Here is a 24,979-nt window from a genome sequence, read left to right as displayed (position 1 = left end):
AGGCGTTAGCGCAAGCGTTCGATCCGCCCGGCCTCCGGTGTCCGACCCGCGCGCTACACTCACCGCATGACCGAGCCCCCCTCTTCTCCCGTCGACCGCGCCTTCGAGGTGCTACGCGTGACGGCGGGCGGGACAGGGATGACGCTCAGTGAGATCGCGCGCGAGACCGGGCTGGCCAAGTCCACGACGCTGCGCCTCCTGGCCGCGCTCGAGCGCAACGACGCGGTGACGAGGATCGGGCAGCGCTACCGGCTGGGGCCGTTGGTGCACGAGCTGGACCCGATCCCGGTCTCGCCGGCGTACGAGCGGATCCGCCGGGTGCTCACACCGTTTCTCGCGCACCTCTTCGAGGCCACGCGCGCGACCGTTCACCTGGCCACCCTGCACGGCGACGAGGTGGTCTACCTCAACAAGTTGCACGGGCCGCGGCCGATCCCGTCGCCGTCGCGGATCGGCGGCGGCCTGCCGGCGTACTGCACAGGGGTGGGAAAGGCGATGCTGGCGTTCGACGAGGCAGCGGCCGAGCGCGTGGCGCAGGAGCCGTTGGTCGAGTGGACGGACACCACTGTGACCTCCCCCGACGCCCTGGCGGTGGAGCTCGCCGAGATACGACGGAGGAGACGCGCGATCGACCGCGCCGAGCTCACGCCCGGCCTGTACTGCGTGGCGGCGCCGGTGTTCGACGACGACGACGAGGAGCGCGCAGGCGGGACGCGGGCCGTCGCCGCGTTGTCCGCCAGCGCGGCGGACGAGAGCGCGCTGGCCCGGCTCGAGCCGCTGGTCACCCGCGTCGCCGCGGCGGCCGGTCGCGCGCTGGCCGCGGACGGTTAGCGGAAGTCCATGGTGACGTCGCCAAGCCCGGCGAACTCGGCGCGGAAGCTGTCGCCCGGGGCGGCGTCCATCGCGCGGATCGCGGTGCCCGGCAGGATCACGTCACCCTTGCGCAGACGGACACCGAACTTGGCGACCGTCGACGCGAGCCACCCGACCGAGTTGAGCGGGTTACCGAGCACCGCGTCGGAACGCCCGGACGCGAGGAACTCGCCGTTCTTGTAGAGGGTCGCGTCGATCGCCGCGACGTCGATGTCCGCGAGCCGGACCCGCTGCTCGCCCACCACGTAGCCACACGACGAGGCGTTGTCCGCGATCGTGTCGGGCAGTGTGATCTTCCAGTCCCGGATGCGGGAGTCGATCAACTCGATCGAGGGGACGACCCACTCGATCGCCGCGGCGGCCTCCTCCTGGGAACATCCCTCCGGCGGGATGTCGGCGCCCAGGATGAAGCCGACCTCCACCTCGACCCGCGGGAAGCAGAACCGGGCCGCCTCGATCGCGGTGCCCTCGGGGTATTCCATCGTGTCGAGCAGATGCCCGTAGTCGGGCTCGTCGACGCCCATCATCTCCTGCATCACCTTGGACGCCAGGCCCACCTTGTGGCCGGTCACCACCGCGCCGGCATCGAGCCTGCGGCGGATGTTGACCAGCTGGATCTCGAAGGCGTCGTCCGGGGTCATGCCAGGATGGTCGTCGGTCAGCGGCGCGATCGGCGCGACGTCCGACTCGGCGTCCCAGAGTCGCTGGGCAAGTGTGGCGCGGGTCTCCTCGTTGAGCATGAGGGGGATGCTACCTGGGCCGTCTGGCGCCACGGCGCTCAGTTCTATAACGTGTTCTACATGGCAGACCAGGAATTCGACGTCGTCGTCGTCGGCAGCGGTGGAGCAGGCATGACGGCCGCCCTCGCTGCAGCAAAGAAGGGCCTCAGCGTGGTCCTCGTAGAGAAGGCCCCGCACTACGGAGGCTCCACCGCGCGCTCCGGCGGCGGCGTGTGGATCCCTAACAACTCCGTGCTCCGACGCGACGGCGTCCTGGACACCCCGGAGGCGGCCCGCACGTACCTCCGCTCGATCATCGGCGACGCGGTGGAGCCCGAGAAGATCGACACCTACGTCGACCGCGGTCCCGAGGTCCTGGACTTCGTCCTCGCCAACAGCCCCCTGCGGTTGGAGTGGGTCAAGGACTACTCCGACTACTACCCCGAGGCTCCCGGTGGGCGTCTCGGCGGCCGGTCCGTCGAGCCCAAGCCGTTCGACCTCCGCCAGCTCGGGTCCGAGGCCGACAAGCTGGAGCCGGGCTACGCCAAGGCGCCGGTCAACATGGTGGTGATGCAGTCCGACTACCGCTGGCTCAACCTCCTCCAGCGTCCGCACACCAAGGGCATCAGGCGTTCGATCCGGGTCGCCCTCCGGATGTTCCTCGCCAAGGCGCGCGGGCAGAACTCGGTGGGGATGGGTCGCGCGCTCATCGCCGCGATGCGCAAGGGCCTGCTCGACGCCGGCGTTCCGGTGTGGCTCGAGACCCCCATGACCGGCCTGGTCACCGAGGGTTCGGGCACCCAGGAGCGCGTCGTGGGCATCACCGTCACCCGCGGCGGCGAGGAGGTGACCCTCCGTGCGCGACTCGGCGTGGTGATCGGGTCCGGTGGCTTCGAGCACAACCAGGAGATGCGCGACAAGTACCAGCGTCAGCCCATCCCCACCTCGTGGACGGTCGGGGCCGCGGCCAACACCGGTGAGGGCATCGAGTACATGGAGAAGACCGGCGCCTCACTGTCCTTCATGGAGGACGCTTGGTGGGGTCCGACGATCCTGCTGCCGCGCGGCCCCTGGTTCGCGCTGGCCGAGCGCTCGCTGCCGTGCTCGTTCATGGTCAACTCCCGTGGTGAGCGGTTCATGAACGAGTCGCTGCCCTACGTCGAGGCCGGCCACAAGATGTACGGAGGCGAGTTCGGGCAGGCGCCCGCCGGGCAGGAGGGAACCCCCGGCGAGAACGTCCCGGCCTGGATCATCTTCGACCAGGAGTACAAGAACCGGTACCTCTTCGCCGGCCTCCAGGCCAAGCAGCCGCTGCCCCGGAAGTGGCTCGAGACGGAGAACTTCCACAAGGCGGACACCCTCGCCGAGCTCGCCGGCCTCATCGGCGTGCCGGCGGAGGCGCTCGAGCGGACCGCCGAGAAGTTCAACGGCTTCGCCGCCAAGGGCGTCGACGAGGACTTCAGCCGCGGCGAGTCGGGGTACGACCACTACTACGGCGACCCGACCAACAAGCCCAACCCGAGCCTCGGCCCGGTCCGCAAGGCGCCGTTCTACGCCGCCAAGATGGTCCCGGGCGACCTCGGCACCAAGGGCGGTGCGAACACCGACGTCCACGGCCGGGTCCTGCGCGAGGACGGCTCCGTGATCGAGGGACTCTACGCCGCGGGCAACGCCTCCTCGCCGGTCATGGGCCACACCTACGCCGGCCCGGGCGCCACCATCGGCCCCGCGATGGTCTTCGGCTACCTCGCCGTGGAGAACATGCTGGCCTCCGCCCCCACCACCGCCAAGACAGGAGTCTGACGTGCCGATCGACCTCGACAAGGCCCTCGGGGCCGAGCTGCCCTCGCAGGAGTTCTCCTGGACCGCCTCCGACGTGGCGCTCTACGCCCTGTCCGTGGGCGCGGCCGCCGACCCGATGGACACCACCGGTCTGGAGTACGTTCACGACACGGCGCCCAAGGTGCTGCCGTCGTTCGCCACCGTCGCCGCGACGATGAACGTCACCGAGGCCCCCCGCGTGTCCTTCCCGGGCGTGGAGATCGACCTGGCCAAAGTTGTCCACGGCAGCCAGTCGGTGAGACTGCACCGGCCCATCCCGGCGGCCGGAACGGCGACGACGACGACGACGATCGCCGAGATCCAGGACAAGGGCTCGGCCGCGGTGATCATCCAGGAGTCCGAGACGGTCTCCGCCGACGGTGAGAAGCTGTGGACCTCGCGCTCGGGCATCTTCGCCCGGGGCGAGGGTGGCTTCGGCGGCGATCGCGGGACCTCCGAGAAGGTCGAGTACCCCGAGCGGGAGGCCGACCACACGATCGAGGTGGCCACGCTCCCCCAGCAGGCGCTGTTCTACCGCCTCTGCGGCGACCGCAACCCGCTGCACTCCGATCCCGCGTTCGCCGAGGCGGCCGGGTTCCCCCGCCCGATCCTCCACGGCCTGTGCTCGTACGGCCTGGTCCTGCGGGCGGTCGTGGATCAGGTGCTCGGCGGCGACGTGGCGCGCGTCGGCGGCTACGGAGTCACCTTCGGCGGAATCTTCTTCCCCGGCGAGACCATGCGCATCCGGGTGTGGGAGGAGGGCTCGCGACTGCTCGTGGCGGCGACCGTCGCCGAGCGCGACGACGCCCCCGTGCTGAAGAACGTGGTGGTCGACCTCGCCTGACCGGCGCTGGTGGAGCGGCTCAGCAGAGCTCGCGGAACTGCTCCACCAGCCGGAGGCGACCCGGGGCGTCGAGCGCCATCGGGGTGACGGTGAGTGTGGTGGCGCCGGCCTCGCGGAACGCCTCGACGCGCTCGGCCACGTACCCCGCCGGGCCGATGAGAGAGACCGAACGGACCAGTTCGTCGGGCACGGCCGCGGCGGCCTCGTCTTTCTTGCCGTCCAGGTAGAGGTCCTGGATACGGGCGGCCTCGGCCTCGTAGCCGTAGCGGCAGGCGAGCTCGTTGTAGAAGTTCTTGCCGCGCGCACCCATGCCGCCGATGTAGAGGGCCAGGTGCGGGCGCACGAAGTCCAGGTACCCGGGGACCTCGTTCTCCTCGCAGATCGCCAGCGCGGGCCCCGCGTAGACCTCGAGCTCGCCCAGTGACGGATCGCGCTTCTCCCGGCCCCTGGCCAACGCGTCACCCCACGCCACATCCGCCTTCTCGGGATGGAAGAAGATCGGCTGCCAGCCGTTCGCGATCTCGGCCGCGAGCTCGACGTTCTTGGGGCCCAGGGCGGCGAGGATGATCGGGATGTCCTCGCGCACCGGGTGGTTGATGAGCTTGAGCGGCTTGCCCAGGCCGGTGCCCTGATCGGCGGGCAGGGGGATCTGGTACTTCTTGCCGTCGTGGACGACCTTCTCTCGGCGCCACACCTTCCGGCAGATCTCGATGATCTCGCGCGTGCGGGCCAGTGGCGCGTCGTACTTCACGCCGTGGAAACCCTCGACGACCTGCGGTCCGGAGGCGCCCAGACCGAGGGTGAAGCGACCGTCTGAGACGTAGTCCAGGCCCGCCGCGGTCATCGCGGTGAGCGTGGGCGTGCGGGTGTAGATCTGCAGGATGCCCGAGGCCAGCTCCATGGTGGACGTCTTGGCCGCGAGGTAGCCGAGCTGGCTGACCGCGTCGAACGAGTAGGCCTCGGGGACGAACGCGATGTCCAGTCCCGCCCGCTCGAGGTCGGCGGCCTCCGCGGCCGTCTCGGCGAATCCGCCGCTGTAGTTGAGAGCCATTCCGATGCGCATGCGCGCAACGCTACCGGGGGGTCCGGTCGCCGCGGATCGCCACGTCGAGCTCGCTCCCGATCCGCACGAACACCCCGACCCGCCGACGCAGCGGCGTATCGGTGCGTTCGTAGCCCACCAGCCGCATCCGCGCGTCGGAGGCGACCTCCAGGACGGTGTGCTCGGGCAGGTCGACGTCGGAGGTGGGGACGACGACGAGGTCGGCGGTCCCCAGCATCCGGGCCAGTCGCAGTCGGCGCGTCGGTTCGTCCCCCCGGCGACGCAGCCACCGGCGCACCGCGACCACACAGGCCGCGATCCCCCACGCGACGAGTGGGAGCAGCGCCACGAGCGTGAGCACCCAGCCGGGGCTCACCGCCGCACCGCCACGCGGGTGAACCGCATCGGGTCCAGCCAGAGGCCCCGCTGCACGAGTGCCTGCGTGCCCCCCACCGGTTCCAGGCCCCTGGACCGGGCCGCCGCGTAGACGACCGACCGGGGTAGCCGTAGCTCCCAGGGGCGGATGACCACCTCGTCGTCGTCACCGTCGAGCCGCACCGCGAGCGCACGGGCGCGCCGACCGTGCCGGCCCCGATACCACCGCGCCGGGTCGATTTTCCGCATGCAACGGATCGTACGGGGCCGTAGGCTCGCCCCCATGGCACCGAAGCCCGGCCTTCAGTCCGAGTCACACCCCGCCGATCCCCGTGCTGCCGAGGCGGAGCTCACCGACGACGGGCACGTCGTCGAGCCCAGCGCGGACGACTACCGTCACGCCACCGAACTCGAGATCAACCACGACTGGTACAAGTCCGCAGTGTTCTACGAGGTCCTGGTGCGGGCCTTCTACGATTCCGACGGCAACGGCACCGGCGATCTGCGCGGGCTCATCGAGAAGCTCGACTACCTCGAATGGCTCGGCGTGGACTGCCTGTGGCTGCCGCCGTTCTACGACTCGCCGCTGCGCGACGGCGGGTACGACATCCGCGACTTCCGCACCGTGCTGCCGGAGTTCGGCACGGTCGAGGACTTCGTGGAGCTCCTCGAGCAGGCGCACAGCCGGGGTATCCGGGTGATCACCGACCTGGTCATGAACCACACCTCGGACACCCACGCGTGGTTCCAGGAGTCCCGAGCGGACCCGACGGGCCCGTACGGCGACTTCTACGTTTGGTCGGACGATGACGCCCGGTACCCGGAGGCCCGCATCATCTTCGTCGACACCGAGTCGTCCAACTGGACCTACGACCCGGTGCGCGGACAGTTCTACTGGCACCGCTTCTTCTCCCACCAGCCCGACCTCAACTACGACAACCCCGAGGTCCAGGAGGCGATGATCGACGTCCTGCGCTTCTGGCTGGACCTGGGCATCGACGGGTTCCGCCTGGACGCGGTGCCCTACCTGTTCGAGCGCGACGGCACCAACTGCGAGAACCTGCCCGAGACCCACGAGTTCCTCCGCAAGTGCCGGGCCGTGGTCGAGGAGGAGTTCCCCGGGCGTGTGCTGCTGGCCGAGGCCAACCAGTGGCCCGAGGACGTGGTGGACTACTTCGGCGAGTCCGAGGTGGGCGACGAGTGCCACATGGCGTTCCACTTCCCGCTGATGCCGCGGATCTTCATGGCGGTGCGGCGGCAGTCCCGGTTCCCCGTCACCGAGATCCTCGCCCACACCCCGGACATCCCGTCGTCGGCGCAGTGGGCGATCTTCCTGCGCAACCACGACGAGCTGACGCTCGAGATGGTCACCGACGAGGAACGCGACTACATGTACGCCGAGTACGCCAAGGACCCGCGGATGAAGGCCAACATCGGCATCCGCCGGCGCCTGGCCCCGCTCCTCGACGGCGACACCAACCAGCTCGAGCTGTTCACCGCGCTGCTGTTGAGCCTGCCCGGGTCGCCGATGCTGTACTACGGCGACGAGATCGGTATGGGCGACAACATCTGGCTCGGCGACCGCGATGCCGTCCGCACTCCGATGCAGTGGAGCCCCGACCGCAATGCCGGGTTCTCCCGCTGTGATCCGGGCCGGTTGTACCTGCCCGCGATCATGGACCCCCTGTATGGCTACCAGGGCGTCAACGTGGAGGCGCAGATGAACTCCACCGCCAGCCTGCTGCACTGGACGCGGCGCATGATCCACGTCCGCAAGAGCCACCCGGCGTTCGGGCTGGGCGAGTTCACCGACCTCGGCGGGTCCAACCCGTCGATCCTGTCCTACCTGCGCACGCACGGGTCCGAGAGCGCCGGGGCCGACGTGATCCTGTGCGTCAACAACCTGTCGCGCTTCCCGCAGGCGGTGCGCCTGGACCTGGCGGAGTACGCCGGCCACCAGCCCGTCGAGCTCACCGGCGGGGTGCCGTTTCCCGAGGTCGACGCCGACCCGTACCAGCTCACGCTGCCCGGGTACGGCTTCTACTGGCTCGAGCTGCGCAGCCCGGAGGAGGGACTGTGAGCATCACCCCGATCGACGACGACACGATCGCCCGACTGCTCACCGACTGGCTGCCCGAACAGCGGTGGTTCGCCGGCAAGGGGCTGGAACTCACCGGAGTGCGGATCACCCGGCGCGAGGTGTTCCTGGACGATCCCGAGGTCCTGGTCGAGCACCTGCTGGTGGATCTCGAGGTGGACGGTCGGCCCCAGCGCTACCAGGTGCCGATCGCGACCGCGGCCGAGTTGCCGGGTGACCGACGGGCGTTCCCGTTGACCCCGGAGGGCGCCTCCCCCGTGATCTACGACGGACTGCGCGACCCCCGCGGCACCGAGTCCCTGCTCCGCCACCTGGCCGGGCAGGACGAGGTCGGCGGGCTGCGGTTCCGACTGGTCCCCGGCGCCACGCTGCCCGAGCCCACGTGGGGGCGGCTGCTGGAGGGTGAGCAGTCCAACTCGTCGCTGGTGTACGGCGACGACCTCATGGTCAAGGTGTTCCGGCTGGTCCAGCCGGGCGTGAACCCCGACGTGGAGCTGCACGCCGCGCTGGCCGACCGGGAGTGCCCGGCGGTGGCGGCGCTGCGGGGATGGGTGGAGTTGGACGACGACGACACCGCCGCCGGCGACACCGGGGCCGGGCCCACCACGCTCGCCATGGCCCAGGAGTTCATGGCCGGGGCGGCGGACGGGTGGGCGATGGCCACGGCGAGCGTGCGCGACCTGTTCGCCGAGGCCGACCTGCTCGCCGAGGAGGTCGGCACCGACTTCGCCGACGAGAGCTTCCGGCTGGGCGCGGCCGTCGCGCAGGTGCACGAGGACCTGGCGGCGGCGACCGGGGTGAGCACCCGGGACGGCACCGATCTGGTGGCGTCGATGCGGGCCCGCCTGGATGCGGCGGTGGCGGAGGTGCCGGAGCTGGCGGAGTTCGCCGATGCGGCCCGGGCGGTCTTCGACGAGGTGGCGGGATCCGGCCCGGTGCGGGTGCACCGCATCCACGGCGACCTGCACCTCGGCCAGACGCTGCGGGCCCCGGACCGGTGGATCGTCATCGACTTCGAGGGCGAGCCGGCCGCGCCCCTCGCCGAGCGACGGGTGGCCGACGCCCCCGCCCGCGACGTGGCCGGCATCCTGCGCAGTCTCGACTACGCGGCACAGCACACCCTGGTCGGTGTGGAGGACCGGCAGCTGCGGTTCCGGGCCCGCGAGTGGCGCGACCGCAACGTCGACGCCTTCTGCGCGGGGTACGCCGAGGTCAGTGACTCCGACCCGCGCGAGACCGGTGCGCTGCTACGGGCCTACACGCTCGACAAGGCGCTGTACGAGGTCGTTTACGAGACGCGGAACCGACCCGGCTGGGTCGCGGTGCCGATGGGCGCGGTGCGGCGCATCCTCACCGCGGACTGACACGCCTGTCGCCCACCCGGCCGGTCGGGCGGGTGGGCGACAGGGGCGACACCGTGAGGCGTCAGTTGCTCGAGATCCGCTCCTTGGCCCACTTGTAGTCGGCCTTGCCCGCGGGCGAGCGTCGGATCTCGGTGACGTCGACGATCACCTTGGGGACCTTGTAGTTCGCCAGGGACTCGCGCAGGAACGCCGAGAGCTCCTCCTGCTCGGCCGACATGCCCTCGCGGAACGACACGACCGCGGCGACCTTCTGGCCGTACCGCTCGTCGGGAGCACCGGCGACCAGCGCGTCATGGACGGCCGGGTGCGCCTTGAGCGCCTGCTCGACCTCCTCCGGGAACACCTTCTCGCCACCGGTGTTGATGCAACCCGAGCCGCGGCCCAGGAAGACGATGGTCCCGTCCTCGCGGATCTGGCCCATGTCACCGAGCACCGCCACCCGCTGGCCACCGACCTCCGGGAAGGTCTTGGCGGTCTTCTCCGGATCGTTCCAATAGCCGAGGGGGACGTGGCCGCGTCGGACGATGTACCCGACCTCGTCCGACCCGGGCGTGATCGGACGGTTCGACTCGTCGATCACCCCGAGGCGCGGGGTGGGGGCCAGGAGCATCTCACCCTGCTCGTTGAGGTTCATCTCGCCGTCGTTGCCGGTCTCGGACGCGCCGAAGTTGTCGCGGATGATGACGTTCGGGAACGCCTCGATCAGCCGGTCGCGGGAGGTCTTGGACCAGATGCCGCCGCCGGACGCGACCATGAACATGGCGCTGAAGTCCTTGGTCTCCTTGGCCGCGAGCAGGGCATCGGTGATCGGGACCGCCATGCCGTCGCCGACGAACATCAGCAGCTGGGCCTTGTACTCGGCGGTCGCGTCCACGATCACCTCGGCGTCGAAGTCGCGGAACATGACCAGGTGGCCGCCCAGGTTGACGAAGGTCAGCAGGGTGAACAGGCCGGCGCCGTGCATGAGCGGGGCCGAGATGACGATCTTGAAACCGCCCTCGGGCGAGACGTTGTCCGCGACCTCCTGCGGGCTGTGCCGCTTGTCGCCGTACGGGTTACCGCCGGACAGGCACGCGTAGTAGTAGTCCGACATGTGCCACTGGACGCCCTTGGGGAACCCGGTGGTGCCGCCCGTGTAGACGATCCAGTGGTCGTCGCCGCGCACGGGATCGAAGTCGCGCTCCGCGGACTGTCCCGGCAGCTCGGCGTCCACGTCGACGACCGTCAGGCCGTTCTCGGCGCAGGCGTCGGCGAGGACCTGCGGGACGCCACCCACGACGAGGACCGTGCGGGCGGTCTCGAGCTTGGGCACGGCGGCGGCCATGGTCTCCGCGAACTCCGCGTCGACCAGGACGGCGACCGACTGCGAGTCGTTGAACAGGTAGACCAGCTCGGCCGGGGTGTAGCGGTAGTTGACGTTGATCCCGGCCACCCGGATCTTCATGGCCGCGACGATGGCCGCCATGTGCTCGGCGCTGTTCTTCATGTACAGCGCGATATGGCTCTGCGGCTCCGCACCGTGGGCCTTGAGGAGATGACCCATCCGATTGGCGAGCTCGTCGATCTGACGGTAGGTGTAGTCGACCCCGTCCATCGTGAGCAGGAGGTTGTCCGGGATCTTGTCGGCCACGGCCTCGAAGACGGCGGCCTCGTTCATCTCCGGATTGGTCCCGGCGAGGGGATCGGTGGACTGGTCGGCTGCTGCATCAGTCATCGGGCGGGTCCTTTGCACGCGGGGGCTAACTGTGTCGTCTCTCACATTGTGACCTGAACTTGTTCTCATGTCCAGACGCCGGTCTGACCTGCGCCGATCTCAGATTGCTGGAACAGGTTCTATTCACTATAGGCGGCCGCACCGGCAGGTCGCTGCAGCGGTGGGGCCGGGGAGGGCCTACATTGCGAACATGAGCGGATCACGGTCCAGAAATCCCGGCCCGCCGTACGACGGCGGTCTCCGGCTGCCGCGTTCGACGGGGTCGGGTGACGTGCCGCAGGATGGCCGTCGCTCGTCGGCGCGGGAGGCCGACCGGCCCTCGCGGCGGCGCGGCCCGACCCTGCACGGCCCGTCCGAGCAGGGCACTCTGCGGTCCCGCGGGCTCGCGGGAGGGCTGCGGATGTTCGTCCGCCCGGCGCTGGACAGGATGCCCGCGACGGACGTCTCGCTCGGCCGCCTGCGTGCGCTGACCTCCGGCGCCGGGCGGGCGGCCGCCCTGGAGAGCACCAACGACTGGTCCGGGGACGGGCCCGTGCCCGGCCTCTGGGTGGGCCGCAAACGCTTCTTCGACTCGGACAAGGTCATTTTCCACATCCACGGGGGTGGCTTCACGTTCGGATCGCCGTGGTCGCACAAGGCCCTGGCGTCGAGGATCGCCAGCGAGACCGGCGTCCCCGTGTTCCTGCCGGACTACCGACTCGCCCCGGAGCACCCGCACCCGGCGGCCACCGAAGACACGATCGCCGGGTGGGAGTGGCTGCTGGAGATGGGCTTCCCGGCCGAGAACATCGTGGTCGCCGGAGATTCCGCGGGGGGCAATCTGGCGATGCAGCTGGTCGCCCACCTCGAGCGGACCGGGGCGGCGATGCCCGCCGGCGTCGTCCTTCTCTCCCCGTGGGTCGACCTGGACTTCACCGACATGACCGCGCGGGACCGGGCGCGCAAGGACCCCTTCCTCGCGCTGGGCCTGGCCGAACTGTGTCGTCGCCAGTACGCACCGGGTGTGGACACGGACGATCCGGCGATCTCCCCGATCAACTACGAGCCCTCGCCCGACTGGCCGCCGTTCCTCATCCAGTGCGGCGGCGAGGAGATCTTCAGCGGGGGGATCGAGAAGATGGCCGAGAACTTCGCCGAGCACGGGGTGCGCCACGAGTTCCAGCTGTGGCCCCACCAGTTCCACGTGTTCCAGGTCTTCCACCCGCTCGTCCCCGAGGCGAAGATCGCGGTGCGGGACATCGGATCGTTCGTGCGCGGCTGCCTGCGGGGCTGAGCCACTCGGGCAGGCCACGCCCGAGGGCGGCAGCCCGCCCCGAGGCCGCCGTCAGACGGTGAGCACCAGGCCCGAGGTGGGCACGCCGGTGCCCGCGGTGACGACGAGCTTCTCGGCGCCGGGGACCTGGTTGACCGAGTCACCGCGGAGCTGACGGACGCCCTCGGCGATGCCGTTCATCCCGTGGATGTAGGCCTCCCCGAGCTGGCCGCCGTGCGTGTTGAGCGGCAGCCGTCCGCCCACCTCGAGCGCGCCGGGCTCGCGGACGAAGTCCTTGGCCTCACCGCGACCGCAGAAGCCCAGCTCCTCGAGCTGCATGAGGACGTACGGGGTGAAGTGGTCGTAGAGCACGGCCATGTCCATGTCGTCGGGGCGCAGGCCGGACTGCGCCCACAGCTGGTCACCGACGATGCCCATCTCCGGCAGTCCCGCGAGCTCGGGGCGGTAGTACGAGGTCATGATGTACTGGTCCGGCCCGGACCCGGACGCCGCCGCCGCGATCGACACCGGCGTGTGCGGCAGGTCGCGGGCCCGCTCGGGCGTGGTCACCACGATCGCCTGACCGCCGTCGGACTCCTGGCAGCAGTCCAGCAGGTGCAGCGGCTCGGCGATGTACCGCGAGTTCTGGTGGTCGGCCAACGTGATCGGCTTGCCGTGGAAGAACGCGGCGGGATTGGCCGCGGCGTGCTTGCGGTCGACCACCGCGACCCGGCCGAAGTCCTCGCTCGTGGCGCCGTACTCGTGCATGTAGCGCTGCGCGACCATGGCCACGAACCCGGCCGGGGTGGACAGGCCGTGCGGGTAGGAGAAGGCGTTGTCCGTGCCGGAGGAGTTGACCTGCTGCACCAGCGCCGAGTTGACCTGGCCGAAGCGCATCCCGGAGCGCTCGTTGAATGCGCGGTAGCAGACCACGACCTCGGCCACGCCGGTCGCCACGGCCATCGCGGCCTGCTGCACGGTCGCGCACGCCGCGCCGCCGCCGTAGTGGATGCGGGAGAAGAAGTTCAGGCTGCCGATCCCGGCGGCCCGCGCCACCGCGATCTCGGTGTTGGTGTCCATGGTGAACGACACCAGGCCGTCGACGTCCGAGGGCTGCAGCCCGGCGTCGGCGACGGCCGCCTGCACGGCCTCGGCGGCCAGCCGCAGCTCGGAGCGGCCGGAGTCCTTGGAGAAGTCGGTCGCGCCGATGCCGACGATCGCCGCCTTGTCTGAGAGAGAGCTCATCAGGCCGGGTCTCCGTTCATGTAGAGGGTCGCCGTGGAGGTGACGTGCGCGCCCAGCGAGTCGGTGCCGACGATCTTCAGCGTGACCAGCCCGTCGTCGTCGACCCCGGTCACCTCGCCGGTGAGGGTGAGGGAGTCGTAGGCGTACCAGGGCACGCCCAGGCGCAGCTTGATGGACGTGATGCGGGCGCGCTGGCCCGCCCAGTCGGTGACGAACCGCTGCACCAGACCGGTGTCGGTGAGGATGTTGACGAAGATGTCCTTGGACCCCTTGGCGTGGGCCAGGTCGCGGTCGTGGTGGACGTCCTGGAAGTCCCGAGTCGCCAGGGCGGACGCCACGATGAACGTCGGTGTGCCCTCGATGGTCAGCTCGGGGAGCCGGTCCCCCACCGCCACGGCGGGCGGGGTGGCCGGACAGACGGTACGGTGCTCGCTCACTTGACGGCCCCTTCGGTCCTTGCGGGTGACCCCGCGGATTCCTGACGGTCGACAGGGCGTGCGCCGGCCGGGCGCCAGGCGTACAGCGTCCACGGCTCGGTGCCGAACGCGGCGTCGGCGGAGGAGTCGCCGGGCATGTCGAGGAACTCCACCTCGACCTCCATGCCGATCCGGACCTCCGCCGGCTCGATGTCGCGCAGCTCGCCGAGCATGCGCACTCCCTCCTCCAGCTCCACCAGCGCGATGACGAACGGGAACCTGGTGCGGCCCGGCACGCGCGGGGCGTGATGGACCACGAAGCTGTACACGGTGCCGCGGCCGGAGGAGACCACGTAGTCGGTCTGCTCGGACTTGTCCTTCCACAGCGCCGGGACGGGCGGGTGCTGCAACGAGCCGTCCTCGCGGGTCTGGATGCGCAGCTCGTGGGCGGCGACGCCGGCCCAGAAGAACTGCGTGTCGTGCGAGACCGACGGGCGCAGGACCTTGCCCACCACCAGGTCGTCGGTGGCCGAGCCGGAGCTGGCCACGATCTGGTCGGCGGGCGCCGGCTCGGGCTCGGCGGGCGCCGGCGCGGGCTCGGCGGGCGCCGGCGCGGGCTCGGCGGGCTTCGCCGCGGGGCGGAACTTGAGGATGCGGAAGTCCATCTCCGCGACGACCTCGTCACCGACGCGCCAGTAGTTGCGGGTGGTGAAGAACCAGCCCTCCCCCAGGCCCGTGGTCTTGGGGCCGACCACGTCCACCAGGACGGACTCGATGGTCACCTCCTCGCCCGGGCGGGTGTATCGGTGGTAGGTGGAGTCGCAGTTGGTCGCGACGACCGAGGTGAAGCCCTCGGCGTCGAGGAGGTCGGTCATCCGACCCAGCGGGTCGTCGGCCTCACGGGTCTTCCCGAGCCCGCGCATGGTCCACACCTGCGCCATGGCCGGCGGTGCGACCGGTCCGCCGTGTCCGGCCGCGCGTGCGGCCTCCTCGGAGGAGTAGATGGGGTTGGTGTCACCGATCGCCTCGGTCCAGTTCCGGATCATCGGCGTGTTGATCGGGTCGCGGCCCGCACGGCGGGCGCTCCCGCCGGCGGCGCGGACCTCCTCGGCGGCGGCGAGGATACGGGCGGCCTGCTCGTCACTCATGGGTACCTTCTCGGTGGATCAGGGGGATGGTCTCTAGCGGGCGGTGCGGGGCATGCCGAGGCCACCCATGCAGGTCAGTTCGCGCATGACCTCGTTGACACCGCCGCCGAAGGTGATCACCACGTTGCGCTTGTTCATCATGTCGAACCAGCGCTGCAGCGCCGCGGTGTCGGGATCGGTGGGGTCGCCGAAACGGCCGAGCAGCTCCTCGACGATCCGGCCGACGTGCTGGATCTCCTCGGTGGAGAACACCTTCGAGGCCGCGGAGTCGCCCATCGACGGGTTCTCGCCCACCGAGGAGACCTTCCAGTTGAGCAGCTCGTTGAGCCGGACGATCGCGAAGATCTCCGCGAGTCCGCGCCGCACCTCGGGCCGGTCCAGGTGGCGGACCCCGTCCGGGCCCGTGCCGCGGGCCCAGGCGGCCAGCTCGTCGTAGTACCCGCCCGGACGCCCGGACGGCGCGAGCATGACGCGCTCGTGGTTGAGCTGGGTGGTGAGCATCTTCCAGCCGCCGTCGACCTCGCCCACCACCATGTCCGCCGGGACGCGCACGTCCGAGTAGTAGGTGGCGTTGACGTGATGGGCGCCGTCGCAGGTGATGATCGGGGTGAACGAGAATCCGGGGTCGGTGGTGTCGACGATGAAGATCGTCAGCCCGCGATGGCGCGAGTCCGGGGTCCCGGTGCGGGCGGCCAACCAGATGTAGTCGGCGTGGTGGCCACCGGTGGTCCACATCTTCTGGCCGTTGATGATCCAGTCGCCGGTGGCCTCGTCACGCCTCGCGGTCGTGCGCAGGGCGGCCAGGTCGGTGCCGGCGTCGGGCTCGGAGTAGCCGATCGCGAAGTGGATCGACCCGTCGAGGATGCCGGGCAGGAACTTCGCCTTCTGCGCCTCGCTGCCGTACTTCTGCAGGGTCGGGCCCACGGTCTGCAGCGTCACCGACGGCAGCGGCACGTCCGCACGCGTGGCCTCGTTGGTGAAGATCTGCTGCTCGATGTGGCCGAAGCCCTTGCCGCCGTACTCGGCGGGCCAGCCCACGCCCAGCCAGCCGTCGCGGCCCATGCGCGTGATGATCTCGGCGTAGGTGTCGCCGTGACGGGTGGTGGCGATGTCCGCCGCCTCCTCCGGCGAGATGAGCGTCGAGAAGTACTCGCGCAGCTCGGCCTGCAGTGCGCGCTGTTCGGGCGTGAGGTCGATGAACGCGCCGTCGGCGTCGGCCGGGGTGGCGTCCGCGGCGGGGGCGGCACCGCCCGCCTCGATCCTGTCGACCGGGTCCGCGGCGAGCGCGGCACCGAGCGCGTCGAGGTGCAGCTGCGCGCCGCCGACGAACCGTGCCAGGTCCTTGACCGCCGAGGCGTATCGGAACATGGGGTAGGTGACGTCCACGCCCACGCCGCCGTGCAGGTGGTGCAGGATCTGGACGGCCCGCGGGCCCTCGGCCGCCAGCCAGTAGGCGCCGATCGTGGGGTCGGACTCGTAGCGGTCCCCGGACCCGGCCACCCCCTCGGAGATCCGCCAGGACACCGACTGCGCGATCACGTGGAGCGTCTGCGAGACGATGTACACGTCCGCGAGCTCCTGCTGGACCGCCTGGAACGACCCCAGCGCCTTGCCGAACTGCTGACGTTCCTTGAGGTAGCCGGCCGTCATCTCCAGCGCGCCGCCGACGAGACCGTCCCCGTGCGCGATACAGGCGGACAGGACGAGACGTCGGAACACCTCGAGGACGGGTTCCGATCCCGAGCCGCGCAGCACGTCGTCGTCGTCGACCCCGGTGGCCTCGAACCGCATCGCGTACTCGGGCACCCCCAGGGAGCCGAGGGTGGGCGTCAGGGTGACGCCCGGGGCGTCGGGGGCGACGACGACGAGTGCGGCGCCCCCGGACGTGGACACCGGCACGAGGACCGAACGGGCCTGGGCCGCGTACCGCACCGACGTGGCGGTCCCGGTGAGCTTCCCACCCTCGAGCCGCACGGTGGGCTCGAGCGGCAGTGGGCGTCCGGGCTCGGCGACGGCGGCGGTGAGGATGCGGCCGTCCTCGATGCCCTCGAGAAGCCGGGCCTGCTGGTCGGGGGTGCCCAGCGCGACGATCGGCGCCACGCCGAAGCCCAGGGTCTCCAGGACGGGGATCACCACTCCGGCGCGGCCGACCTCCTCGAGCACCACCGCGATGTCGGCGGGCGTGAGGTCGTCCCCGCCGAGGGCGGAGGGCAGGCCCAGGGAGAGCAGACCGGACTCGGCGAACGCCGCCCACAGTCGCTCGTCGAAGCCGGCGTCGTCCACGCCGCGGCTGGGTAGCGCGGTGAGCAGTTCCTCGGCCGGGGCGGCCGTCGACAGTGCGCCGGCCACCGCCTCGGCGACGGCGGCCTGGGTCTCGGTACGGGTGAAGTCCACGGGGGTCAGTCCTTAATCGGGAGGGGGTCGGTCACGTGCTCGAACTAGTCCCTGGGCAGGCCGAGGATGCGCTCGCCGACGACGTTGAGCAGGACCTGCTCGGTGCCACCGGCGATCGACAGGCAGCGGACCATGAGGAACTTGCGTCCCTGCTCGGTGAATTCGACGCCGCCGGTGCCGGTGAGCTGCAGACCGAACTCGGCGATGTCCTGACGGTGGCGCACACCCACGATCTTGCGGACCGAGGACTCGGCGCCCGGGCCCGAGCCGGCGAGGCTGCGCAGCGCGGTGCGCAGGTCGAGGAGGTTTCCGACGACGCCGTCGGCGACGTGCTTGCCGAACTCGTCGAGCACGAGCGCGTCGTCGGCCACACCGGCTGCGTTGATCAGCCCGATGATCTCCTCCGCAGCATCGCCGAGCGACGAGCCGCCGCCCATGGCCACGCGCTCGTTGGCCAGGGTGGTGCGGGCGATCTTCCAGCCGTCGTTGACCGTGCCCACCTGGAACTCGTCGGGGACGAAGAGGTCCTCGAGGTAGACCTCGTTGAACAACGCCTCACCGGTGATCTCGCGCAGGGGTCGCGTGCGGATGCCCTCGGAGCGCATGTCCACGAGGAAGTACGTGATGCCCTTGTGCTTGGGGGCGTCGGAGTCCGTCCGGGCCAGGCACATCGCCCAGTCGGCCTCGCGGGCCAGGGAGGTCCACACCTTCTGTCCGTTGAGCTTCCAGCCGCCGTCGACCTTCTCGGCGGTGGTGCGCAGGGCGGCCAGGTCGGAGCCGGCGCCGGGCTCGGAGAACAGCTGACACCACCTGATCTTCCCGGCCATCGTGTCGCGCACCAGCAGATCGGCGTGCTCGGGGGCGGCCTGCAGGATGGTCGGCACCGCCCAGCCGCCGATCGTGATGTCGTGGCGGGTGACTCCGGCGGCCTCGAGTTCCTCGTCGATGAGCAGCTGCTCGGCCGGGCCCGCGCCCAGGCCCCACGGCTCGGGCAGGTGCGGCATGAACAGGCCCGTGTCGGCGAGGGCACGCTTGCGCTCGTCACCCTCGACCGCCGCGACCGTCGCCACCAACGCGCGGATGTCCTCCCGCTTGGCGTCCAGCCCGTCGATCTCGGACAGGTCGATGTCGAGGTGGCGGCGCCTGCCCGACAGCGTGAGCTCGGCCAGGGATCGCCGCCAGCGGGCGGAGCCGCCGATCGCCTGGCGCAGTGCGCCCGCCCGCCGCATGTAGAAGTGGGCGTCGTGCTCGAAGGTGAAGCCGATGCCGCCGAGGATCTGGATGCAGTCCTGGGAGTTGCGCACGGCGTTGTCGAAGGCCAGCGCCCCGGCGACCGCGGCGGCGACGGGCAGCTCCGAGTCGCCGGCGAGCAGGTCCTCCGCGGCCGCGGCGGCGTCCCACGCCAGCGCACGGACCTGCTCGGTGCGGCACAGCATGTCGGCGGCGAGGTGCTTGATGGACTGGAACGAGCCGATCGTGCGGCCGAACTGCTCGCGGATCTTGGCGTAGTCCACCGCGGTGGCGAGCGTGTAGTCGGCGACGCCCGCGGCCTCGGCGGCGGCCAGGGTGACGAACAGCTGGTGGACGTGTGCGGTGGTGACGCCCTCGAGGACGCGGTCGGCCGGGATCGTCACGCCCTGCAGGCTGACGTGGCCGATCGACGCCGAGATGTCGTACGGGGTCGCCGGGGTGACGGTGAGCCCCGGCGTGCCCGCCTCGAGAAGCGCCCAGCGGGTGGCGCCGTCCACCTCGACGGGCAGCAGCAACCCTCCGCCGGGGGTGCCGCCGTAGGCGACGCCGGGATCACCGGTGATCTCCCCCGACCCGTCCAAGGTCGCGGTGCCGATGCCCAGGCACACCCCGACGGGCAGGCCGCCCTCGGCGATCGTCTCACCCAGCGCGTTGGCGACGGCTCCGCCTGCGCGCGAGACCAGGACACCGGTCAGCGCGGTGGACAGGACCGGGCCGGGCGCCATTTTCGCCGCGGCCTCCTCGAGCATGCACGCCAGGTCGACGATCTCGGCGCCGGCGCCACCGTGCTCCTCCGCGATGGCGACGCCGAACAGCCCCAGCTCGGCGAGTCGGGGCCACACGGCCTTCCAGGCTTCCGGATCCTTCTCCTGAACGCGTACCGTGGCCACGGGATCGGCGGACTTCGCCCAGGCCTTGATCGAGTTCTGGATCTCGGTCTGATCCGGGGTGGTGGCGATACTCACTGCTGGGCTCCTCGGGCGCGACGGGATTTCCGTACTCGGCGCGGGCCCGCTGACCCGCGCGCTCCACGCCATAATAGAACGTGTTCTAGGTATCGTGTTCTAGAATGCACCAGAAGGGTCCCCGACGCACACCCGGGTCCCGCCCCAGCCCGCCGGGATGCCCCGCCGACCCGATCCGACCAGCGCAGAAGGTTTCGCCTCCATGACCAAGAGCTCAGCCGGGACCCGTACCGCCGCCGCGCCGGACCCCGCCGCCCGGAGCGACGAGCCCACCACGTCGTCGCAACGCGAGCGCCGTCGGCGGATCCTGGACGCGACCCTCGCCCTGGCCGCCAAGGGCGGCTACGAGGCCGTGCAGATGCGTGCCGTCGCCGAGAAGGCCGAGGTCGCGGTGGGCACCCTCTACCGGTACTTCCCGTCCAAGGTGCACCTGCTGGTCTCGGCGCTCGCCCGTGAGTTCCGTCGGCTCGACCAGCGCACCGAGCGGTCAGCCCCGCCCGGCGACACCGCGCAGGAGCGGATGAAGGTCGTGGTGGAGATGATCACCAAGTCCATGCAGCGCGACCCGAACCTCACCGAGGCGATGACGCGCGCCTTCATGTTCGCCGACGCCTCCGTGGCCAACGAGGTCGAGGAGGTCGGCTTCTACATGGACCGGATCCTCGGCCGCGCGATGGCCCAGGGCACCCCGGACGAGGTGCAGCTCTCGATCGCCCGGGTCGTCTCCGACGTGTGGATGTCCAACCTCGTGTCGTGGCTGACCCGCAGGTCGTCGGCCGCCGAGGTCGCCACCAGGCTCGGTCTCACCATCGATCTGCTGCTGGGCAGCGACGACTCTCCCCGCCGAGCCCGGATGCACACCGCGATCGGCAACGGCCACGACACAGACTCGGACTCCGACCCCGGCGAGATCGGAGAGGGCAGAGACTCAGCCGTCTGACAACCCGCCCAGAGCGGCACCGCAACCGCTCCCGCGGCTGGCGTCCCGCTCCCGCGCCTGACCGCCAAGACGGCCGCCGCTCCCGAAGATGGCGTCTCGCCTGCCCATCGGGGCACGCGAGACGCCATGTCGAGGGGCGACGGGCCCGGGCGGTTGCGTAGGGGGCGGTCAGGGCACGACGACCGGCGGCACCGTCCGGACCGGCCCGGAGACGTCGGCGATCCACCGCAGCGGGCCCCGGCTCGGATCCCAGCCGGTGAGCAGGTCGGCGACCTTGGCGGTCATCTCGCGGCCCAGGCGGAGGAACGAACTCTCCGGCTGGTCGTCGACCTCCCCGAGGATCAACCACCACGCCCAGGCGACGGCCCCGGCGTTGGCGACGAAGTCCGGCAGCACCGCGATCCCGCGGGCCGTGAGGTCGAGTTCCGCGTCGGCCGTGGTGGCGGCGTTGGCCGCCTCGACCACGATCGGTGCGGTGACCTCGGTGCAGTTGTCCGCGGTGATGGCGTACGAGACGGCGGCGGGCACGAGCACGTCCACGTCCATGCCGAGGATCCGGTCGCGGTCCAGCCGCTGCACCCGGGCGGGGACGGCCGAGCGGTCGATCTCCCCGAAGCGGTCGCGGGTCGCCAGCAGCGCCGGGACGTCGAGTCCCGCCGGGTCGTAGAGGGTGCCGGCGGCGTCGGCCAGTGCGACGACGCGCATGCCGGCCTCGTGGAGGTACCACGCGGCGCCGCCCCCCATCGTGCCCACGCCCTGGACGGCCACCGAGGTGCGCTCGATGTCCCAGCCCCGGACGTACGCCGCCGCGAGGCACGCCTGCGCGACCCCGTAGCCACCGATCACATCGCCGAGCAGCCCGCCCGGAACCTCGGCGTTCAGCCCGCGGAAGATCCGGTCGGCGGTGGCGGCGGGATCGGCCGACCGCTCGATCGCCGCGTGATAGGACTGCCGCATCCCCAGTCGGGCGAACACCTCGTCGATCAGGTGCTGCGGGACGCCCAGATCCTCGGCGGTGACCCAGTGTCGGTCGAGGAACGGCCGCATGGCCTCGCAGAACCGGCCGAGCACGTCGATGGCGCGGGGGTCCTTGGGGTCGAAGTCGATGCCGCCCTTGGCCCCGCCGATGGGCAGGTCGAACGCCGCCGTCTTGCGGGTCATTCCGCGGGCCAGGTCCTCGACCTCGCGGAGAGTGCACCCGGCGCGCATGCGGGTCCCGCCGGTGGCCAGACCGCCGACGAGGGTGTCGACCACGAGGTAACCCCGCGCCCCGGTCTCGTCGTCCTCCCAGTGCAGTCGCAGGTAGGGCTCACGGCTCGATCGGCTCGCGCTCTCCGGAGCGGCGGGCACGGTCTGGGGGGCTGACCCGGTATGACCGGTGGTGTCCGGGATCTCGATGGACGTCATGGTGCTCGCCTCCTCGGCGACCTCGTCCGCCGGCGGGTCCGGCGGGGATGTCCCCAGCATGCGAGCATTCGTCCCGGGGGTCCAGCGAGACTTCGTGGACCTGACCGTTCACTTTTCCTGCACGATGCGGCCGCGCGCTCCTACGCTCGGGGAATGGAGCCGTCACTGCACCGGCTACGGCTGCTCGCCGAGTTGGAGCGCCGCAGCACCGTCACCGCGGTCGCGGCCGCGCTGGGGTACACCGTCTCGGCCGTGTCGCAGCAACTCTCGTTGCTCGAGCGGGAGGCGGGGACCCCGCTGTTCGAGAAGCGGGGTCGCGGGCTCGCGCTGACCGAGGCGGGGCTCATACTGGCCGGGCACGCGCGGACGATCCTGTCCGCCGTGGAGGACGCCGGTCACGCCATGGAATCGGCCCGTGCGGGCGTCGGCACGAACCTCACCGCCGGGGTGTGGGCGTCGGTGGCCGTCACGCTGCTGCCCGCCGGGATGCGGATCCTGGCGCGCGACCACCCGGGCATCGTGGTGCGGACCCGGGAGCTCGCCCCGGAGGACACCACCGGCGCGGTCCGGGACGGCTCGCTCGATCTGTCGTTCGTGCTGGACTACTCCAGCTACGTGATGGCGGACGTGACCGACCTGGTGCGGGTGCCCATCGCGAGGGAGTCTCTGCACGCGGTCGTCCCCCGCGGCTTCGTGGACTCGACCCGACTGTCGCTGGCCGACCTCTCCGGGGCGCCGTGGGTCGTCGCGCACCCGCGGTCGCACTTCGGTCGCGCGGTGCGGATCGCCTGTCGCGAGGCGGGGTTCGAACCCGACGTGCGGCACGAGGCGGGCGAGCAGTCCACGGCGCTGTCCCTGGTCGCCGCGGGCCTCGGGGTCACCCTGGCCTCCGACCTCGGGCTGAGCACCTTCGGCGCGGACGTGGAGGTGATTCCCCTGACCGACGAGCTCACCAGGACGGTGTCGATCACCTATCGCCGTCGGGACGCCCGGCGGCGACCACTGCAGGCGTTCGTCGAGGCGTTCACCGACGGCGCGCGCGAGGTCGGCCTGGACCCCGCCTGACTCCGGCGCACCGATGCCGGGTCCCGCACCCGCGGGGCCCGGCACCGGTGTCCGGCTCAGGGCCGGCGCGCGAGGAAGTCCGGCCGCGGCGGGGTGCCCGCGAACGGCTCGGTCAACTCGTTCTCCACACTGTTGAACACGATGAACACGTTCGCCCGGGGCAGCGGCGTGATGTTGCCGCCCGAGGCGTGCAGGGCGTTGCAGTCGAACATCGTCATCGATCCCGCCCCGCCCGTGTGCACGTCGAGACCGTGGCGCTCGTACATCTCGGAGATGTGCTCCTCGGACGGGACGCCGATCTTCGGCGACGTCGAGACGAGCGATTCCTTGTAGTAGTTCTCCGGAGTCTCCCCCGCGCACTGCACGTAGTACTTGTGCGTGCCCGGCATGATCATCAGGGGCCCGTTGTAGGTCTCGTTGGGTGTGAGCGCCAGGGAGGCGCTGCACGCACGCGGCCGGGGCATACCGTCCTCGGCGTGCCAGGTCTCGAAGTCCGAGTGCCAGTAGAAGGCGCCGCCGGCGAATCCGGGCTTGTAGTTGAGCCGGCTCTGGTGGACGTAGACGTCCGAGCCGAGGATCTGCCGGGCCAGGTCGATCGCGCCGGATCGCTCGACCGCCTCCCACACGACCTCACTCAGGTCGTGGACGTCGAAGATCGAACGGACGGCCTCGCTGCCGGCCTCGCGGATGATCCGGGGGTCGCCGGCCATCCGCGGATCCGATCCGATGCGGTCGATCTCGGCCAGGCAGGCGTCGATCCGCTGCCGGTCGAGTGCGCCCTCACGCTGGATGTAGCCGCGCTCGCCGAACTGGAGGACCTCGGGATCCTCGCTGCGTCCCCACAGGACGGGGTCACGGCGCTCGACGATCTCCGGTCGCCCGCTCACGCGGGACTGGTAGTCATCTATGGCAATGGTCATTACGACTCCTTTCTCTCCTCAGCCTGAAAACCCCGGCTGACTCGGGAAAAGCGAGGAGTGCCACCCCTCGCGGAGCCGACCGTATCCGGGGAGATGACCCCGGACAACCGCTCAGCCGCTGACGTATCCTCGACCTTTGTCCACCGGTGGGCCGGGAGTCCCGCCGCCGGTCCATGTGCGCAGGTGGTCGAGGAACTGCCCGGACAGTGTGTCCCGCCACCCCACGACGTCGCCGGACATGTGGGGACTGATGTGCGCGCCGTCGAGGGTCCAGAGCACGTCACCGTCGGGGAGGGGTTCGACGACGAGGACGTCCAGGTGCGCCGAGAGCCTGCCCGTCCCGATCTCGCGCGTGAGGGCCTCCTGATCGACCAGCTCTCCGCGACCGACGTTCACCACGTGAGCGCCGTCGGGCAGGGCGGCCAGTTCCGCGGGGCCGAGCAGCCCCCGTGTGGCGTCGGTCAGCGGCGCCACCATGACGAGATGGTCCACGTCGCCGAGATGCTCGGACAGGTGCGCGGAATCCAGGACGCGGCCGAAGTCCTCGTCGTCGTCGCGCGGTCGACGTCCGGCCCCGCTGACGTCGAGCCCGACCGCCCGCAGTAGCCGCGCGGTGGCCCGTCCGATGCCGCCGGTGCCCACCACCAGGGCGCGCCGGCCGGCCACTCGGGTGGTCTCGCGGTGGCGCCACTGACCCGCGCGCTGCAGCGCCTCGGTCTCGTGGAGCCGTTTGTCGTGGGCCAGGACGCAGGCCAGGACGTACTCGGCGATCGGCCCGTCGAAGACCCCGCGGGCGTTGGTGACCAGCACGTCGGAGTCGCGCAGCTCGTCGAAGAGGAGCTTGTCCACCCCGGCGGCGGCCACGTGGACCCACCGCAGCGCGTCGGCGGTGTGCCAGGCGGAGGCCAGGGCGTCGGAGAAGATGTCCCACACCAGCAGGATCTCGGCCCCGGGCAGAGCCTGCGCGAGGGTGTCGGCCGTGCACTCGCGCACGTCGGCGAGCTCGCGGATCAGCGCGAGGGTGGTGGGGGGCTCGACGCCGTCCGCGGTGAGGACGACGACGGTCGGCCGGGTGCCCGGGTCATGGTTGCCCGGGTCGCGGTGCGGCTGCGTCATGGCCCCACCG

Annotated in this window: 21 protein-coding genes and 1 pseudogene; 8 read left to right on the top strand and 14 right to left on the bottom strand. The window is 71.0% G+C overall.

Features of this window, described 5'->3' with window-relative positions; translation table 11 throughout:
- Positions 1-66 precede the first annotated feature (66 nt).
- Positions 67-831: an IclR family transcriptional regulator gene (locus J1M64_RS07610; protein WP_096906066.1), complete on the top strand. Its 765-nt coding sequence runs from the start codon at positions 67-69 to the stop codon at positions 829-831.
- Here the strand turns inward: J1M64_RS07610 and J1M64_RS07605 are convergent.
- Positions 828-1,613 (bottom strand): 2-keto-4-pentenoate hydratase, encoded by a 786-nt coding sequence (locus tag J1M64_RS07605; protein ID WP_159147564.1) that lies wholly within the window; start codon positions 1,611-1,613, stop codon positions 828-830. The two genes, J1M64_RS07610 and J1M64_RS07605, sit on opposite strands and share 4 nt — an antisense overlap.
- Before the next feature lie 51 nt (positions 1,614-1,664).
- Between J1M64_RS07605 and kstD the strand changes: the two genes are divergently transcribed.
- Positions 1,665-3,395: a 3-oxosteroid 1-dehydrogenase gene (gene kstD / locus J1M64_RS07600; protein ID WP_096906068.1), complete on the top strand. Its 1,731-nt coding sequence runs from the start codon at positions 1,665-1,667 to the stop codon at positions 3,393-3,395.
- 1 nt (position 3,396) lies between these two features.
- Complete coding sequence (locus J1M64_RS07595; RefSeq protein WP_096906069.1) at positions 3,397-4,257, top strand: MaoC/PaaZ C-terminal domain-containing protein; 861 nt, start codon at positions 3,397-3,399, stop codon at positions 4,255-4,257.
- 19 nt (positions 4,258-4,276) lie between these two features.
- Here the strand turns inward: J1M64_RS07595 and J1M64_RS07590 are convergent, their stop codons facing one another.
- Genes J1M64_RS07590 through J1M64_RS07580 form a run of 3 tightly spaced genes read right to left on the bottom strand, consistent with a single transcriptional unit; the run spans position 4,277 to position 5,923 of the window.
- Positions 4,277-5,320 (bottom strand): LLM class F420-dependent oxidoreductase, encoded by a 1,044-nt coding sequence (locus J1M64_RS07590; RefSeq protein ID WP_119192647.1) that lies wholly within the window; start codon positions 5,318-5,320, stop codon positions 4,277-4,279.
- Positions 5,321-5,330: 10 nt separating this feature from the next.
- Positions 5,331-5,675, bottom strand: a complete 345-nt coding sequence (locus tag J1M64_RS07585) for a hypothetical protein (protein WP_119192646.1) — start codon at positions 5,673-5,675, stop codon at positions 5,331-5,333.
- On the bottom strand, positions 5,672-5,923 hold the full coding sequence (locus tag J1M64_RS07580; RefSeq protein WP_119192645.1) for a hypothetical protein: 252 nt from the start codon (positions 5,921-5,923) through the stop codon (positions 5,672-5,674). Before J1M64_RS07580 ends, J1M64_RS07585 begins: the two co-directional genes overlap by 4 nt.
- A 34-nt stretch (positions 5,924-5,957) precedes the next feature.
- Between J1M64_RS07580 and treS the strand changes: the two genes are divergently transcribed.
- Both treS and J1M64_RS07570 read left to right on the top strand, forming a co-directional pair.
- Entirely contained in the window at positions 5,958-7,754 is a 1,797-nt protein-coding gene (treS, locus tag J1M64_RS07575) for a maltose alpha-D-glucosyltransferase (RefSeq protein WP_119192644.1), read from the top strand.
- Positions 7,751-9,136, top strand: coding sequence for a hypothetical protein (locus J1M64_RS07570; RefSeq protein WP_119192643.1), 1,386 nt, complete (start codon positions 7,751-7,753; stop codon positions 9,134-9,136). The genes treS and J1M64_RS07570 overlap by 4 nt, the downstream gene beginning before the upstream one ends.
- Positions 9,137-9,197: 61 nt before the next feature.
- On the opposite strand, the gene J1M64_RS07565 is transcribed toward J1M64_RS07570, so the two are convergent.
- A complete protein-coding gene (locus tag J1M64_RS07565; protein WP_119192642.1) occupies positions 9,198-10,850 on the bottom strand; it encodes an AMP-binding protein in 1,653 nt (550 codons plus the stop codon).
- A 190-nt stretch (positions 10,851-11,040) separates the two neighbouring features.
- Between J1M64_RS07565 and J1M64_RS07560 the strand changes: the two genes are divergently transcribed.
- Entirely contained in the window at positions 11,041-12,123 is a 1,083-nt protein-coding gene (locus J1M64_RS07560; protein WP_096906075.1) for an alpha/beta hydrolase, read from the top strand.
- 51 nt (positions 12,124-12,174) lie between these two features.
- Here the strand turns inward: J1M64_RS07560 and J1M64_RS07555 are convergent, their stop codons facing one another.
- The 6 genes and pseudogenes from J1M64_RS07555 to J1M64_RS07535 all read right to left on the bottom strand — a co-directional run bounded on the left by J1M64_RS07555 (position 12,175) and on the right by J1M64_RS07535 (position 19,521).
- On the bottom strand, positions 12,175-13,347 hold the full coding sequence (locus tag J1M64_RS07555; RefSeq protein WP_119192641.1) for a lipid-transfer protein: 1,173 nt from the start codon (positions 13,345-13,347) through the stop codon (positions 12,175-12,177).
- A complete protein-coding gene (locus J1M64_RS07550) occupies positions 13,347-13,784 on the bottom strand; it encodes a MaoC family dehydratase (RefSeq protein ID WP_132062703.1) in 438 nt (145 codons plus the stop codon). Before J1M64_RS07550 ends, J1M64_RS07555 begins: the two co-directional genes overlap by 1 nt.
- Positions 13,781-14,911 carry a bifunctional MaoC family dehydratase N-terminal/OB-fold nucleic acid binding domain-containing protein gene (locus J1M64_RS07545; protein WP_206473804.1) on the bottom strand — a complete coding sequence of 377 codons (1,131 nt, stop codon included), beginning with the start codon at positions 14,909-14,911 and terminating at the stop codon, positions 13,781-13,783. The genes J1M64_RS07550 and J1M64_RS07545 overlap by 4 nt, the downstream gene beginning before the upstream one ends.
- Before the next feature lie 33 nt (positions 14,912-14,944).
- Positions 14,945-16,108, bottom strand: coding sequence for an acyl-CoA dehydrogenase family protein (locus J1M64_RS20360; protein WP_307872397.1), 1,164 nt, complete (start codon positions 16,106-16,108; stop codon positions 14,945-14,947).
- Between the two features lie 102 nt (positions 16,109-16,210).
- Positions 16,211-17,194 (bottom strand): annotated as a pseudogene (locus J1M64_RS20355) (acyl-CoA dehydrogenase family protein); the annotation flags it as partial.
- 155 nt (positions 17,195-17,349) lie between these two features.
- Positions 17,350-19,521 carry an acyl-CoA dehydrogenase gene (locus tag J1M64_RS07535; protein ID WP_159147962.1) on the bottom strand — a complete coding sequence of 724 codons (2,172 nt, stop codon included), beginning with the start codon at positions 19,519-19,521 and terminating at the stop codon, positions 17,350-17,352.
- 202 nt (positions 19,522-19,723) lie between these two features.
- Between J1M64_RS07535 and kstR the strand changes: the two genes are divergently transcribed.
- Positions 19,724-20,461, top strand: a complete 738-nt coding sequence (kstR, locus tag J1M64_RS07530) for a cholesterol catabolism transcriptional regulator KstR (RefSeq protein WP_159147960.1) — start codon at positions 19,724-19,726, stop codon at positions 20,459-20,461.
- Between the two features lie 168 nt (positions 20,462-20,629).
- Here the strand turns inward: kstR and J1M64_RS07525 are convergent, their stop codons facing one another.
- Entirely contained in the window at positions 20,630-21,868 is a 1,239-nt protein-coding gene (locus J1M64_RS07525) for a Glu/Leu/Phe/Val dehydrogenase (protein WP_206473855.1), read from the bottom strand.
- 153 nt (positions 21,869-22,021) lie between these two features.
- On the opposite strand from J1M64_RS07525, the gene J1M64_RS07520 reads away from it, so the two are divergent.
- Positions 22,022-22,933, top strand: coding sequence for a LysR family transcriptional regulator (locus J1M64_RS07520; RefSeq protein WP_067711690.1), 912 nt, complete (start codon positions 22,022-22,024; stop codon positions 22,931-22,933).
- A 56-nt stretch (positions 22,934-22,989) separates the two neighbouring features.
- Here J1M64_RS07520 and thpD read toward each other — a convergent pair whose 3' ends face one another.
- Together thpD and J1M64_RS07510 are read right to left on the bottom strand one after the other, a co-directional pair.
- Positions 22,990-23,853 carry an ectoine hydroxylase gene (gene thpD / locus J1M64_RS07515; RefSeq protein WP_206473803.1) on the bottom strand — a complete coding sequence of 288 codons (864 nt, stop codon included), beginning with the start codon at positions 23,851-23,853 and terminating at the stop codon, positions 22,990-22,992.
- Between the two features lie 111 nt (positions 23,854-23,964).
- Positions 23,965-24,969 carry a D-2-hydroxyacid dehydrogenase gene (locus tag J1M64_RS07510; RefSeq protein WP_206473802.1) on the bottom strand — a complete coding sequence of 335 codons (1,005 nt, stop codon included), beginning with the start codon at positions 24,967-24,969 and terminating at the stop codon, positions 23,965-23,967.
- Positions 24,970-24,979 lie beyond the last annotated feature (10 nt).

The organism is Dietzia sp. KRD202, assembly GCF_017168155.1.
Lineage (GTDB): Bacteria > Actinomycetota > Actinomycetes > Mycobacteriales > Mycobacteriaceae > Dietzia > Dietzia kunjamensis.
Note: the sequence above shows the minus strand (reverse complement) of the source record. Positions and strands in the feature narration are given on the sequence as shown.